Origin of the sequence: Algoriphagus sp. PAP.12 (assembly GCF_026652115.1) — a bacterium.
GTDB lineage: Bacteria > Bacteroidota > Bacteroidia > Cytophagales > Cyclobacteriaceae > Algoriphagus.
Genome location: NZ_JAPPSQ010000035.1, coordinates 1 through 15,994, shown reverse-complemented (window position 1 = coordinate 15,994; position 15,994 = coordinate 1). Strand labels below are relative to the sequence as shown.

Genomic DNA, 15,994 nt, shown 5'->3' with positions numbered 1-15,994 from the left:
CTCAGTGATTCTGTTTGTTACCATACTAGGGTTTGTAATCCCGATCAACCCACTTCCTTCTTTGGAGATTCTTTGGCTAAGGGTTTCTGAGTCGGTACTGATTTGGATAGCGCTAATTATCTCGGGATCAGTGTCGGTACAGGAGAAAGTGGCAAAGCCCAACCCTAATGCGATTGCTAATTTTTTTTTCATGGTACTTGTGATTGGCTTATGCTAAGATGAATGTCATATTTTAAATGCATTTAAATAATTATTGATAAAACGGGTATCCTGAATAGAATATCAAAAAATGCCCGAAGAATTATAACTTGATTCTTCGGGCTTTTGGTGATCCTTGTAAAAAGAGATTGAATCCGACTAAATTATCCTACCTTTTCAAGATGATCTTGTGATATTCTTTCTTTTCCCCCCAGGAAATCTCCAATGTATAGACACCAGCGGCTTTTGTGAGAAACCATTCTGATATTTGGGTTCCCATATTTTGTAGCCCATTGGCTTGGAAAGTTTCAAATTGGCCAGTAGGAGCAATGATGCGAAGACTGATTTGCTCATCATTATAAGCACCGAAATCCATCAATTCTATTTCAAATGGATAGCCAGGGGTCGGATTAGGGTATATTCGGAAATAGGTAATTCCACTCATCGGTTCCACATGGATGGATTTAGTATTACTGTAGGTCCAGCCTCCATTAAAATCCACCTGCTTCAATCGGTAGAAAATATTACCTCCAGCAAGTGGTAGTTTTAGATCTTGATAGAAATATTCAACTGGTCCATCGGAATAGCCCGCTCCCGTTACCTCGCCGATTTTCTCCCAATCGGTGACATTATTGACAGAGCGCTCAATTTCAAATCGATCATTTTGCCATTCTTTGGAAGTAGTCCAGGATAAGTCTCCAGATCGAATATTGGCATTGTAATAAGCATCAAAATTGAGATATTCCAGAGGCAAAATTCTAAAGTTCGGATAGCGGATGTAGACGACACCTTGAAAACCGTTGCTACCTCCCGTTCTTCCGGCACCACCGCCAGAGCCATAGGTGGTAGCAGGAAGTCCTGTTCCAGTATTATTTCCTCTACCACCGGCATAGAATGTGGCTCCTCCTGCTCCTGAATATGGACTTCCGCCCATACCTGGTTCGTTCACAGTCCCGCCAAAAGAAGTTCCTCCTCCTCCTGCTCCGTAGTAAACATTCTCCCCAGATATTGTTTGCAATAATCCATTTCCTCCAGATCCAGAACTCATCAAAGATGCATCTCCAGAACCATTTCCCCCTGCGGTTGCTGCACCACCACCACCGGCACCTGCTCCGCCATAACTTTCGCCAAAAGCTGCTCCACCATTATTTCCGTTGCTTGCAGTTCCACCAGAAGAAGTATTGCTACCAAAAGTAGCACCGCCACCTCCAGAGGCACCATTTGAGCCTCCTCGATCTGAAGAATTGGTACTTGAAGAGCCCCCCCCGCCCCCTCCAGCAGCACTAAGGTCATATGAAGTATTACCACCAGCATAATCAAAGTTAGGACCGGTGAATGTGGACCCTGTTCCATCTCCACCTTGCTGATTTACATTGGTGGAGCCCAGACCTTGTCCTCCTGGAGAAACCTGGAAAGTAGCTCCTTGCAAACCAGGCAATCCATTCATGGTTATGTCTGTATAATGCTGATAAACTACAGCTCCACCTCCGCCACCTCCAGCAGCATCACCAAAGCCGCCACCGCCTCCGCCACCGACCACTAGTACTTCAAATTCATCAAGACCATCCGGTGCCGTCCAATTCCAAGAAGAACAATCGCCTGTTATTCGAATCACTGTGTAGCCTTCTGAGTCAGTATATTGATAGACATCTCCTGTACCACTACATGGAGGTGGAGTAGTACAGTCGTAGGTTATGACAATTCTTCCATTAGGTCCTGTTGTCGAAACAATGGCTTGTGCAAGTCTATCTGCTGCAGGTTCAGATGGAGAAACTTCCGTAGCATAGATATTATCAGTCGCATCAAATACTAAGAAAATCTGGCCACCAGAGACAACAGGAATAGTTTGAGAAGCCGTATTTCCTCCAGTTCCATTTCCAAATATTTGAATAGTGACCTCAGTGACACCCGCAGGTACAGAATATGTTGCATCTCCATCTGCTTCCAGATATTCTGTGCTACAATTGATACCAAATGGGGCAGTATTGTTTGTAGGAACCGAGAATGGACATTGATCAGTAATTCCTTGAATGGAATTTAAGGTCAGAATAGTAGTACCCTCATTAGAATATGGCTGGGATTGGAATGTAAACTGACCAGCAGAGGTGACGGTAACAGTGATAGTTTGATCTGCAATCGCATTTGCACCACTGGTGCTATAATTTATTTCATAATCACCCGGAGTGAGTTCGGGTCCAAAAACAGTAAATGTTGAAATATAGGGAGGAGCTGATCCTACTGGTAGATTATCCACTATGATATTGGAAATAGGATAGGAAGGGTCATCTACGGTGATGGTACCAGTGGCACTAACCGATCCACATCCTCCAGTTAAAGGAATATTGTAATTGAAAATTCCTACTTCGCTTGGAGTGCCAGATATCGTGATATCCCCTGTTGAAGAATTAAATGCTGCACTTACACCAAGAGGTAAGCCATTCGCACCGGCAACTCCTTCATTGGCAATTCCTGTGGCACCGGTAGAAGTATGGATAATGGTAACTGGTTGAGGAACATCCAAGCATAGAGGAGGATCTGGATTTACGGGATCGACTGTATTTTCAGGAGTGACTATTACCTCGACTGGATTGGCCGGTATTGATTCACAAGAAGCACCATTTAGAGTTGAAATAGTTACCCTCCTGAACTGAGTAGTTTCTGTCAAAGCAGGAGAATCATAGGTTGTTTCAGTGGCTCCTGAGATAGTGTTCCAGCCTGGATTAGAAGCATTGGTAAATTCCCATCGATAAGTGATGGTGCCATCACCAGTGCCATCTTCGGTGCTGGTAAATGCCACAGGATTTTCTCCTTCACAGATCGTTTGATCTGCAGCTATGGATCCTGCCTGAGGCTCGCTTTGAAGAGTGATCGTAACCGGATCAGATGCTGGTCCCTCACAAGAAAGCCCATTGACGGTGGATATGCTATATCTTCTATATTGTGTAGTTTCTGATAAAATAGGAGGAGCATAGTCCACGCTTGTCGGGTTACCGGGGACATCTAACCAATTGGGAGTAGAAAGATCGGTGTTCATTTCCCATCGATAGGTAATCACAGCTCCGGCGTCTTGAGGGCTATACGCACTACCGATGATGGAGGCAGGTGTATCTCCTTCACAAATGGTTTGATCGCTCGTGATAGTTCCTGCATCAGGGACATCTTTTACCGTAATCAAACCTTCGACACGTACTTGCTGACAAGATCCAGTAGTAAATACCTCGTAAGTGTAATCACCTGGGGTAGTAGGAGATCCACTGATTCTCAAATTCACTCCATTCCAGGTGGCTGTAATGCCAGGAGGCAAACCAGTGACTAATGGTCCGTCCAATCCTCCACCCACGGCATATTCAATATCTACAATTGGAGAATCTTCGCAGATAATCTGGCTGTCGTCGGTTCCAGGATCAGAGGTTAATCTAATAAATGGAGAAAGTGTGCCGAAGGAAATATCATCTAAGGCAAAATCATTTCCTGACTCTGTAGGATTTAGATTTACTATTTCTATGATAGCTGTTGTGGCAGATCCTGAACTCCAGCTTGGGTTAGATCTAAATTCTCTCCAGTTGTCCAAGCTTACCTCTGTTTCGGAACCAGGTTTGGGTGCAGTATTCAAATCTAGCACAGTACCCACTAATTGCCCATTGATTTTAAACTGTAGTCTAGCAGGCGAACCAGGGTTCAAATTCATGGCCCAGGCAGAGAAATAATACTCCGTAAATTGTTCTACTGGAACAGTTTGTCGCCAAATAACAGGCTGTCTTAAAGGACTGCCAATTAATTGTCCCCCATTTACCATCATGAAATTTCTTGGTCCAGTGGCATTGTTGGTATGGTCCCTGCCATGGAAGTTAGTATGGTAACCTTGAGGATTTGTTGCTGTGGTCCCATAGGCATTTTCATCTACAGCATAGTATCCTTCTGGCCACAAACCAGTTCCTCCATTTCCACTTTGATAATACCCTGTTGCTTGTATATATTCAGTAAAGAAACTTGGATTATTAGGATCAAAATTGGTAAAGGATCCATCTACAATCAATTCTTCTGCGATGCTGACAGAAGAGGTACTGGTACACCCATACGGTGAGGTGGCTGTTACTGAATAGGAACCAGCGATATCGACATAAATGGAAGAAGTTGTCTCTCCAGTACTCCATTCCCATGTGGTACCAGTTACATTTGAACTTGCTACGAGAAGCACGCTTCCATCCACTGCGCAATAATCCGTCTGTAATGTAATGACAGGAGTAGGATCTACGGTGATGGTGAAAGATTCTGAAGGTCCAGGGCAACCATTGACAGTTGGCGTCACGGTAATGGTAGCGGTAATTGGACCAGAAGTAGCATTTTCAGTTTCAAAGGCAGGAATATTTCCAGTACCAGATGCTGCCAATCCAATTTCAGGATTGCTATTCGTCCAATTGTAAACTACACCTGCGACTGCATTCCCCGTAAAATTCACAGCTGTGGTGGATTGGCCAGAACATCCGACATCCTGATTGGAGATTGGATTTACTGTCGCTACAGGTCTTACCAATACATCCACTTCGAAAGTATTTCCCACACATCCATCTGGTGTAGTAGGGGTGACTGTGTAAGTCACCGTCTGATCTACAAGGGAAGTATTGGACAGGGTCTGTGAAATACTAGTTTGAGGACTGGACTGATTGGATTCTCCGGTTACATTTCCATTTGGAGAAACAGTCCAGGTATAGGTAGTGCCCGAAGGCACTATGCCATTTGTTCCGTTTTGAGGAGTCACGGTAAAGGTGTCTCCGCTACAAATAATGGTTCCGGAAATATCTGAAATTACAGGTGTTACATTGACATCAGTCGAATTCGTCACACCTGCTGCGGCTGTACATCCACCAGCATTACTGTAGTTCACGCTAACATCTTTTGTACCCGCTGTTAGCCAGACTAAAGTCACCGAATTGTCAGCTGTTCCTATTCCTCCTAATGTTATGTTATAGTCTGTTCCTGCAGTACCTGGCACTGTCCAGATATAGTTGGATTGGCCCGGCTCTGCAGTATAGGTCACTGGAGCTCCAATACAGAGGTCTGCTGTAGGAGCCTCTGTAAATGTTGGTACCGGGAGTGGGATAACATCAATGGTATTGGCGATAACCGATGCGGCGGTACAATTATTCGAATTGCTATAATTGACAGATACATTCTTGGTGCCGCCTGTCAACCAGGTCAAGGTGACTGAGTTATCAAATTGCCCTATACCTCCAGCTGTGATAGTGTAGTCTGTTCCGGCAGTACCTGACACTGTCCAAGTATAATTATCCTGACCTGGCTGAGTAGCATAAGTAACCGAGCTGCCAACACAGACATCGGCTGAAGGTTGAGCCGTGAATGTAGGTGTAGGAAGTGCATTGACAATTGTGGAATTAACCACCGCCGCGGTAGCCGTACAATTTGAAGAATTGGTATAATTGATGGATACATTTTTTGTTCCAGGAGTCAACCAAGTAAGAGTTACAGTTTCGTCTGTTGTACCAATTCCACCAGCGGTAATATTATAATCATTTCCAGCTGTTCCCGGCACTACCCAAACATAATTTGATTGTCCACTTTGGGTAGTATAGGTAACTGATTCTCCAACACAAACCACGGAGGGAGGAGGAGCTACGAATGTTGGCGTAGGAAGTGCATTGACAATGGTTGAATTGACAATGGCTGCCGAAGCAGAACAATTATCTGAATTGGTATAATTAACTGACACGGCTTTCGTACCATCCGTCAACCAGGTCAGGGTCACCGTATTGTTGGATGCTCCAATTCCGCCTGCGGTGATTGTGTAATCAGTACCTGCAGTGCCTGGAATTGCCCAAGTATAATTGGATTGACCTGACTGGGTGGTGTAGGTTACTGAAGTGCCAACGCAGACCTCAACTGGAGGTGCAGTTGTGAATGTTGGCTCAGGAAGCGCATTTACGATTGTAGAATTGATTGTTGCGGTGGCAGAGGTACAGTTGTTTCCATTGGTATAGCTTACTGAAACATCCTTGGATCCTTCTGTTAACCAAGTTAGGGTAACCGAATTGTCAGTTGCACTAATTCCGCCGGCAGTGATATTGTAATCTGTTCCGGGAGTTCCCGGAACAGTCCAAACATAATTGGATTGACCAGACTCGGTGGTATAGATTACGGAAGTTCCCACACAAATCTCAGCAGGAGGTGCGGAGGTGAAAGTTGGTATAGGCAGCGCATTGACAATGGTTGAAATACTCGTTGCATTGGCAGCAGCGCAATTGTTTGAATTGCTATAATTGATAGTTACCTCTTTTGTCCCATCGGTCAACCAAGTAAGTGTCAAAGACTCGTCATTGGTATTACCTCCACCTGTAATAGTATAATCTGAATTCTCAGTTCCTTGTACGGTCCAGACATAATTGGATTGACCTGACTCTGTGGTATAAGTGATGGAGGTGCCAACACAAATTTCACCGGTAGGATTAGGGGTCAAAGTTGGAACAGGCAATTCATTCATCACAAAGGCTCCTGAAATAACAGAAGTCTGATCAGGTCCGCATCCTGCAGCACTTGAGACTACTACATAATAGAATTTTGGAATGCCGTCAGCATTGTCAGATGGTGGAGTAAATTCATTCGAATCAGAACCTACCTCTGTATCCACCGCAGTGTTGATTACTCCGGTAGTATTGGTGTACCATTGATAAGACAAGGTTCCAGTTCCTGAAGCGCTAACAGAAATAGGACTAAATGGACCCTGGCCATCACAAATGGTCTCCCCAGTAAGATCTTCGGAGTCAATAGATGTTAATGGATTGACAATAAATGCTCCTGAGATAGAAGAAGTTACCGTTCCGCAACTTGGGCTGGTGGCAGTGGCATAATAATATCTTGGCAATCCATCGGCTACGCTTGCATCTGAAGGAGGAGTGAATGTTGGGTCGGTTGCTCCAGTGATTAAAACTCCAGTTGAATTATCAGTTGTAGTATTTTGATACCATTGGTAGCTAGCTGGAATGCCACCATCTCCTGTGGCGGAAATTTCAAGTTGAGAAAAGGTGCCTGCCCCCAAACAGAAAATTTCATCGGGAGCCGAAGAATCCAAGTCAGTATTAATAGAAGTTCCTGAAGGAGAAACGATATAGGCACCTGTGAGTTCAGAAGGGGTTGGTCCGCTACAAGTACCCAATACTACCACATAATAGTATGAAATACCTTCAGGAGAAGATGGTGGTGTGAATGTAGCCGAAGTGGCACCAGTTACAGCTGTACCCGGATCAATACCAATATCCGTATTATCTGGTTTACGGTACCATTGGTAAGTTAATCCAGACCCAGATGCGGTGATTGTGATCGGGTCAAAACCATCCCCAAAACATTCCGTATCACCGAGCTGACCCGGATCAATTACTGGATCAATAGAAATAGGAGTACTGATTTCAATTGTATTCGAGGCTGGGATAGCTATAGAACAAGCATTTGCATCTGAATAGTTGACGGTAACAGTCTTGCTTCCCGGACTTAACCATTGGATGGTCACAGTATTGCTGCTAGTGCCAATTCCCCCTCCGGTAATTGTGTAATCAGTACCTTCCACACCCGGAATAACCCAATCATAATCTAATTGACCACCTTCAGTTGTATAGGTTACTACATCATTTAGACAGACCGGATTGGATGGTTCCACGGTGAAACTTGGAGCGGGAAGAGGATCCAGATTGATAGTGTTTGAGGCAGGTGAGACCCCTGTGCACCCATTTGCGTCCGAGTAATTAACGGTGACTGTTTTTGCACCATCAGTCAACCACTGAATAGTAACGGTATTGCTGCTTGTACCAATACCTCCTGCAGTAATAGTGTAATCGCTTCCTGCTGTACCGGATACGGTCCAGTTATAATTCGACTGTCCTGACTCTGTGGTGTAGGTGACGTCCTCTCCGATACATACCGGATCTGCAGGCTCGGCAATGAATGTGGGAACGGGTAGTGGATCTAACGTGATAGTATTGGAGGCAGGAGAGCCGCTAACACATCCGTTTGTATTTGTGTACCCAACAGTCACGGTTTTATCTCCATCGGTTAACCACTCGATAGTGACTGTATTGCTGCCAGTACTAATACCACCCGCTGTGATGGTGTAATCTGTTGTTTCAACACCCGAAACGGACCAAATGTAATTGGATTGACCAGACTCGGTCGTATAAGTTACTTGATCTCCTATACAAGTTGGGTTAGAAGGTTCAGCAGTGAAGGTTGGTACAGGTAGAGGATCTAAGTCAATTGTACTAATGGCTGGGGAGACTCCTTCACAACCACTCGAATTTTTATAATTTACCCCAACGGATTTTTCACCATCGGTCAACCAAACAATTGAAATTGAATTATCAGTATTGGTCCCCCCAGAAACTAAATTAAAATCAGTTCCCTCTACGCCAGAAACTAACCATTCAAAATCTGATATTCCTGCTCCGGATTGCGTCGTGTAGGTGTATTCTTGTCCTATGCAAACTGCTCCCGAAGGTGCCGAAGTGAAAGTAGGAGTAGGCCTTTCGTTAAGATTGATTGTGTTTGACGCAGGGCTCGCTCCTGCGCAACCACTGGCATTTTCATAATTAACTGTAACGGTTTTCGAACCTGTTGTCAACCATTCGATGGAAATAGAATTAGTATTAACTGCGCCAGCAGCAATTGTATAATCTGAACCTAGCGTTCCATCAATAGTCCAAGCGTAGTTTGATCGGCCTGATTGAGTAGTATAAGTCACCAACTGACCTAGACAATATTCGCCAGATGGCTCAATATTGAATGAAGGACTTGGTAGTGGACTAACTGAAACCGAATTATTGATATATGTGGCTGCAGTACATCCGCTTGAATTGGAATAGCTTAGGAATACCTGTTTTGTTCCTTGGGTTAACCAAGTTAGTGTAAGAGAATCATCTGTACTGGTGCCACCAGAAGTTATTGTGTAATCGGTTCCTGCTGTTCCTGAAATCTGCCAGTCGTATCCTATTTGACCGGACTGAGTGGAATAAGTTACCTCTTCTCCTAAACATACCACGCCTGTAGGTTGGGCAGTGAATGAAGGGGTTGGTAACGCATTAACCGTAAGGTTACGAGTTTCTACATCACTTGGGCAGCTTCCAGAGCCTGCGACTGTATAGCTTAGGGTTGTTGTACCTGAAGAAAGAGCATTAACAATTCCCGTTGAACTATTGATCGAGGCAACCGCCGGATTACTTGAAGTCCAAATTCCCCCAAGAGCTGTGGAGGTGAAGGTAGAGTTTTGTCCTACACAGAGTTCATCAGCGCCACTTAAGGTACCTGCATCTGCTAAAGGAGTAACAGTGATGGATCTATTTTCATAGGCATCTGGACAGCCCCCCGAACCGGAAACGGTGTAAGTAATAATGGCTGAACCTGCTGAAACCCCTGTTACAAGTCCTGTGGAAGGGTTTACTGTTGCAACGGTTGGATTTCCGGATGACCAAATACCACCTGTAATTGTAGAGGAGAATGTTTGAGTTCCTCCTTCACAAACTTCTTGTGTTCCGCTTAGTATTCCCGCATCAGGGGGTGATGTCACAGTTATGCTAATACTGGTTTCGGGAGCTGGGCAGCCACCACTGGCTGGAAGTGTATAAAAGATATCAACTGTCCCCGCAGAAATTCCCATGACCAAGCCTGAGCTGGAAACTGTCGCAATGGAAGGATTATCTGAAGACCAGGTACCAAAGGCAGTAGATGATAAAAGCTGGGAGTCTCCACCAACACAAATGTCCTGATCTCCACTGAGGGTGCCTGGGCTTATTGGTGCATTAACAAAAACAGTTCTAGTGGAGGTGGCCACAGAACATCCCGTAATGGTATAGCGTATGTTGGCAGCGCCAGCACTTATTCCTGTGATTTCTCCCGTTGTTGAATTAACTGTCGCAATGGTTTCATCAGAAGAGGACCAAACACCTCCGCCCATTGTGGAGGTAAATGTTGTAGTGCCTCCGACACAGATAGATTGGGGTCCATTAACGATCCCGGCGACCAAAGTATAGGTTAGTGTAATTTGTCCTTTACCACCATCGCCACCATCTTGACTGGAGCCATTTCTTCGGGCTCCTCCCCCTCCACCTCCCGGATCATCTCCAGGGCCGCCTAATGTATTAGTGGAGGTGTTGGCAACCCCATTTCCTCCCGATCCGCCACCTGTTGGAGCAATTGCTCCATTTTGATTTGTAGCATCAATACCATTTCCTCCAGGTCCCCCCGAAGATCCACCTCCTCCACTTCTCCGACTACCTCCGGAGTTATCTGCATTTGCTCCATCTCCACCAGATTGCCTTACATCGCCTATTCCTAATCCGGCACCATTACCACCGGTGGAGGAATTATTCGATGCTCCTTGACCACCATTTGCGACGACCAGATTTGAACCAAATATTGAGCTTCCGCCATTTATGTTCGAATTGTTTCCACCTGCACCTACTGAGTAATTGAAAACGTCTCCAGGGCTTACAGAAATTAGAGATCTTGAATATCCGCCTCCACCACCGCCAGCACCATAACCGTCGGTAGTTCTTCTACCACCTCTTCCACCTCCGCCCCAGGCCTCAACAATAATCTCAGTAACTCCATTGGGTACAACCCAAGTCCCAGTAGGATTGGAATCGTAATCTAAGGTTTCTACACATCCGCAATCTTCCACGATGATGGTTCCTGTTGCAGCCGCAACTCCGCATGTCCCCAACAATTCAATGTTGTAATTGAAGGTTCCTAGGTCTGTAGGATTACCTGTGATACTAATTTCTCCTGTAGAGGCATTAAAAGTAGCACTCACACCAGTTGGCAAGCCATTAGCACCATCTACTCCATCACCATTTATTCCGGTTACTCCGGTTGTTGCATGAGTAAGATTTACATTTCCAGTAAAAAAGCAGATAGTCTCAGTGGTAACTGAAGTCGTCGTTTTACCAGGATTTACTGTGATAGTTTTGGTTGCCAAAACATCACTACATGATCCACCGCTTGCAGTGAGTTGCAAAGTGATAAGGCCCAAAGCACTGTCATTTGGTCCGGCTGTGTAGGTTGCATTCGCAGGACTATTTGCATTGGTCCAGGTACCGGTTCCATTCAAATTGGTCCATGTACCACTTGTAGCGGCACCTCCTATACTTCCTCCCATTGGAGCAGAAGTCTCTCCATCACAGATTTCTGCCAAAGTTCCTCCGGCATCAGCTGTCGGACTATTGGTAATTGTGAGTGTTTTTGTGGCTGTAATTACTCCGCAACTTCCACCAACTGTGGTTAGGGTTAGGGTGATAGTCCCTGTTTCTGATGCTCCAGGAGTATAAGTGGCATTCGCAGGACTATTGGCGTTGGTCCATGAACCGGAGCCTCCGCTCCAAGTTCCTCCTCCAGCAGATCCACCCACAGATCCACCCATTGACGGAGTGGTTTGTCCTTGACAAATTCCTGCTAATGCTGGACCGGCACTGGCTGTCGGAGGTTGATCTACCGTTACTTGAACCGGGACAGTAGCACTTTCACAACCTGCAGAGCTTATTGAAACTCTACGATACTGGGTTGTGGCTGTCAATCCAGCAGGAGGATTATAGCTTGCCGCAGTTGCTCCTCCTATTGTAGTCCAAGTAGAAAAAGGGTTTACGGCTAGCTCCCAGCGATAGGAAACTCCACTTCCGGCTGAAGTACTTGAAATTACTCCAGGGTCACCCCCACTACAAATGTTTTGAGTACCTGAAATGGATCCTGCATTTGGAGCACTTTGTACGGTAACCTGAATAGGTGTAGTGGCAGCCTCACAACCGGCAGTGGCAATTGAGATTCTTCTATACTGAGTGGTAACAGTTAAGCCTGAAGGTGGATTATAAGTAGCTGAGGTAGCACCACTGATCGGTATCCAAGTACTAAAAGGGCTAACTGCCCTTTCCCAAACATAAGTCGAACCCGTTCCGGCTGTAGTACTGGTAAGCGCTACAGGATCTCCCCCTTCGCAGATTGATTGGGCTCCTGATATAGTACCAGCATTCGGAGGTGCAACGCTATAGGAGATTCTTACCTCACCACGGGCACCATCACCGCCACTATGTGTTACAAAGATAGAGGTTGTTCTAGAACCTCCTCCACCTCCTCCAAGAGCATTCCCATCACCACCGTCACCATCATTATTTTGGCCAGAGCCTCCGTTTCCACCATTTCCACCGTTTCCACCATTTCCACCTCGGTTAGAAGGTGCATTTTGTCCATTGCTTCCAGGTGTGATGGTACCAGTTTGACCGTTTCCACGATTTCCTCTGGTTCCATCCATATGTCCACCACCACCACCATTAGCTTGTACATATGTGGTTCCACCTCTTCTTACACTTGAATTACCGCCATCTAATCCATCGTCACCGTCCCTACCTGCTCCTCCAGCGCCCACCGTTATGTCAAGGACCCACCCAGCGGAGACTGTAACGGTTCTTGTAGAAAAAGCACCGCCGCCGCCGCCGCCTCCAGGTCCACCACTGCCCCAAAACCAATAATTATATGAGCCACCACCACCGCCGCCGCCGCCCCAGGCTTCAATGGTAATGGAGGTTACTCCGGCTGGTACCGTCCAAGTCGTATTTCCGGAAGAATCAAATGTTTCTGTATTTGTACACTGTCCCCAAACCTCTGCACCTCCTACTAAAAAAAACATCCCCATCACCAAGCCAATCAAGCCTTTTTTAGAAAAAGAATGGGCTGAAAAAAGAGAATGGAAAAATCGTCTTAACTGCATGCAGGCCAAATTATTGCCTCCAATCAAGAAAAAATCACTTCCATTTCCAAACTTGATGCTGGAATTCAAATGGACAATCAATCCAACTAGGGATTTAATAAAGTGATGGGTCTGCATTTTTTCCGCTGAGAGAACCTTTTTAGACATTAAATATACAAAAAAATGTATTTTATAAATAATTTTCGTTATTATCTTAGTGTTCTTTTATATCCTTCCCAAAAATTTTGAATCAAAAATAGAAACTAAAAGGGTGGGTAATTTCGATTTTTATCTTCTCAAAATCACTTTGTGATATTCGCGCTTATCTCCCCAGGCAATTTCTATAGTATATACTCCTGCAGCTTGTTTACGAAACCAATCCGAAACCTGAGTTCCCATTGAACGAATGTCGTCCACCAAGAAAATCTCAAATTGGCCTGTTGGGGCAATAACTCGTAGTGTAATCGCTTCATCACGATAAGCGGAAGGATCAAGAATCTCAATGGAGAATGAATCTCCAGTAGTTGGATTTGGATAGACTCTCCAGTGGGTAGTCCCTGACATTGGGTCTACCTGAATAGCTTTGGTGTCACTGTAGGTAGAATCACCATCAAAATCCACCTGCTTCAATCGGTAGAAAATATCTCCTCCGGCTAGTGGTAGTTTTAGATCTTGATAGAAATATTCAACTGGTCCATCGGAATAACCAGCTCCCGCTACCTCTCCGATTTTCTCCCAATCGGTGACATTATTGACAGAGCGCTCAATTTCAAAACGATCATTTTCCCATTCTTTGGCAGTGGCCCAAGTGAGGTCACCGGATCGTAGAGCATTATTGTATTCAGCTTCGAAATAGAGGTATTCTACTGAAAGAATACGGTAGTTTGGGTAACGGATAAAGACGACTCCTGATGCTCCTGGTCCACCATTATCTGCTCCAGCTCCCCCACCTGAGCCTGCTGTTGTTGGAATTCCTCCAGATCCACTTCCGTTTCCATCTCCACCGGCACCTGAACTTCCTCCACCTCCGTCTGATGAACCTGCACCACTTCCAGTGCCTCCCCCACCTGCAGCAAAGAAGGTTGAGCTTCCGGATATATCAGATAAAATGCCATTTCCTCCATTTCCTCCATTTCCAATTCCAAAAAGCCCAAAAATAATGTTGTATGCATTTCCATTGGATCCAGGAGATCCAGCACCACCACCACCTCCACCGGCACGGCCAGGTCCAATAACTGCACCTTCATAATCAGAGTCTCCTCCATTATTACCATTGCTTCCAGTTCCTCTATTTCCAGTTCCGGTACCTGATTCTGAAGTGGCACCGCCTCCACCAGAAGCTCCATTTCTTCCTGGTCTTGCGGCAGCATTTCCTGAGGAACCGCCACCACCACCTCCAGTGGCAGAAATCGGGCCTGAGAAAGTGCCAGAGGAATGTGTGAATGCCGGGCCATTAAAAGAAGATCCTTCTCCATCTTGACCTTGGCTATTTACATTAGTTGATCCCGAACCTCCTGCGGTTCCTACATTGATGGTGAAAGTTGTTCCCGCTGCAAATCCGGGATTCCCTCCCGCGGTGATTCCATTATAGGATCTTTGTTCGATAGCACCGCCACCGCCACCACCAGCAGAGGTGCCCCTGCCGCCGCCGCCGCCTTGTCCAATGACCAAGACCTCAAATTCATCCAATCCTTGCGGAGCTTCCCATGAACAGTCTGCATCAAATCGAATCACGGTAAAGCCAGAAACAGACCCATCATCAATGATGCTTGAACATCCAGGATCAGGCGGTCTAGGGCAGATATAGGTAATTATGACTTGGCCAGGATTTCCATCGCCTCCTGTTCGAGATGAATTGTTTCTTCCGGCACCACCTCCACCACCTCCTGGTGGATTAGTTCCAGAAAGACCATTTGTATTTTGGTTTCTGGTTCGACCATTACCTCCATTTCCCCCTCCACTAGGTGCTGCAGCACCATTTACGTTTGATGCGTTGTTCCCATTTGTTCCAGTTCCTGCTGAAGAACCTCCGCCTCCTCCATATCCACTTGATCCATCCACACCATTTGCTCCATTCCCTCCTGAATAAGTTGTATTTCCAATTCCTCCTGAGGCCTGGCCTCCTTGGCCACCAGTAAGAATATTATTATTTACTGACTGTCCACCCTGAGCTAATACTATTGCGTCAGAAATATTGTTTGTTCTACTTACCCAGCTTGATTCACCGTTTGGTCTGTTTGTGTTTGAATTATTACTTCCTAATCCAGGAGATCCGACAAAAACTCCAATAGGTTCTCCAGCAGAAACTTCAAATGTACTTGCAGAATAGGCTCCGCCACCCCCTCCGCCAGCTCCACCATCAGATCCAGACCTTCCTCCGCCTCCTCCGCCAGCACCCCATGTTTCAACTGTCACTTCAAATACATCAGCAGGGACATAAAAAGTACCATCAGCATTATATGTTTCTTGACAGACAATCCCAAAACGGACGGTATTGGAAGCTGGTGGGAAAAATGGACAAGGATCTCCTGTTTCCGAAATACTATTAATTGTCAAAACACTTACACCTTCTGCTGAGAGGTTTGCAGTATTGAAGGATAAAACTCCATCTGCTGAAGCGGTTACCGTTCGAGATACTCCTGTTGCAGGATTTGCACCTACAGCATCATAAGTCAAAGTATAACTTTGACCAAGTAAAAAATTAGGACTCCTCACTGTAATAACTGATGGTGAACCTGGCGAACTAGGGTTATTTGCTGAAATAGAAGTGATTGGAAAGGCAACTCCATTTACAGAAATATTTCCAGTGGCATCAGCTGAACCACAGGGGCCTTCTAAGGGAATTGTATAGGCGAAACTTCCACTTACTGTAGGGGTGCCAGAAATTGTAATCACATTGGCAGCCCAAGTTGCTGTCACTCCTTCCGGTAAACCATAGGAGCCTGGGGTTACTTCAGGTTCAATTCCAGTTGCACCGACAGTAGGAATCGTGATCGTCAGTGGGGTAGAAATACAGAGCACTGCTGGGTCTGCAGATGGGGGACCAGCTGATAAAGCAGGGGT

2 protein-coding genes and 1 pseudogene are annotated in these 15,994 nt (G+C 45.6%); all 3 read right to left on the bottom strand.

What is annotated here, in order from left to right:
* Positions 1-192: pseudogene (locus O0V13_RS20850) on the bottom strand (hypothetical protein); the annotation flags it as partial.
* Between the two features lie 175 nt (positions 193-367).
* Entirely contained in the window at positions 368-13,069 is a 12,702-nt protein-coding gene (locus O0V13_RS20845; protein WP_268036955.1) for a glycine-rich domain-containing protein, read from the bottom strand.
* 150 nt (positions 13,070-13,219) lie between these two features.
* A partial coding sequence (locus tag O0V13_RS20840) for a glycine-rich domain-containing protein (RefSeq protein ID WP_442780945.1) occupies positions 13,220-15,994 on the bottom strand: 2,775 nt, incomplete at its 5' end.

Coding starts and splice junctions, on each gene's coding strand:
- O0V13_RS20845 (WP_268036955.1), bottom strand. CDS start 13,069: ATGCAGACCCATCACTTTATTAAATCCCTAGTTGGATTGATTGTCCAT.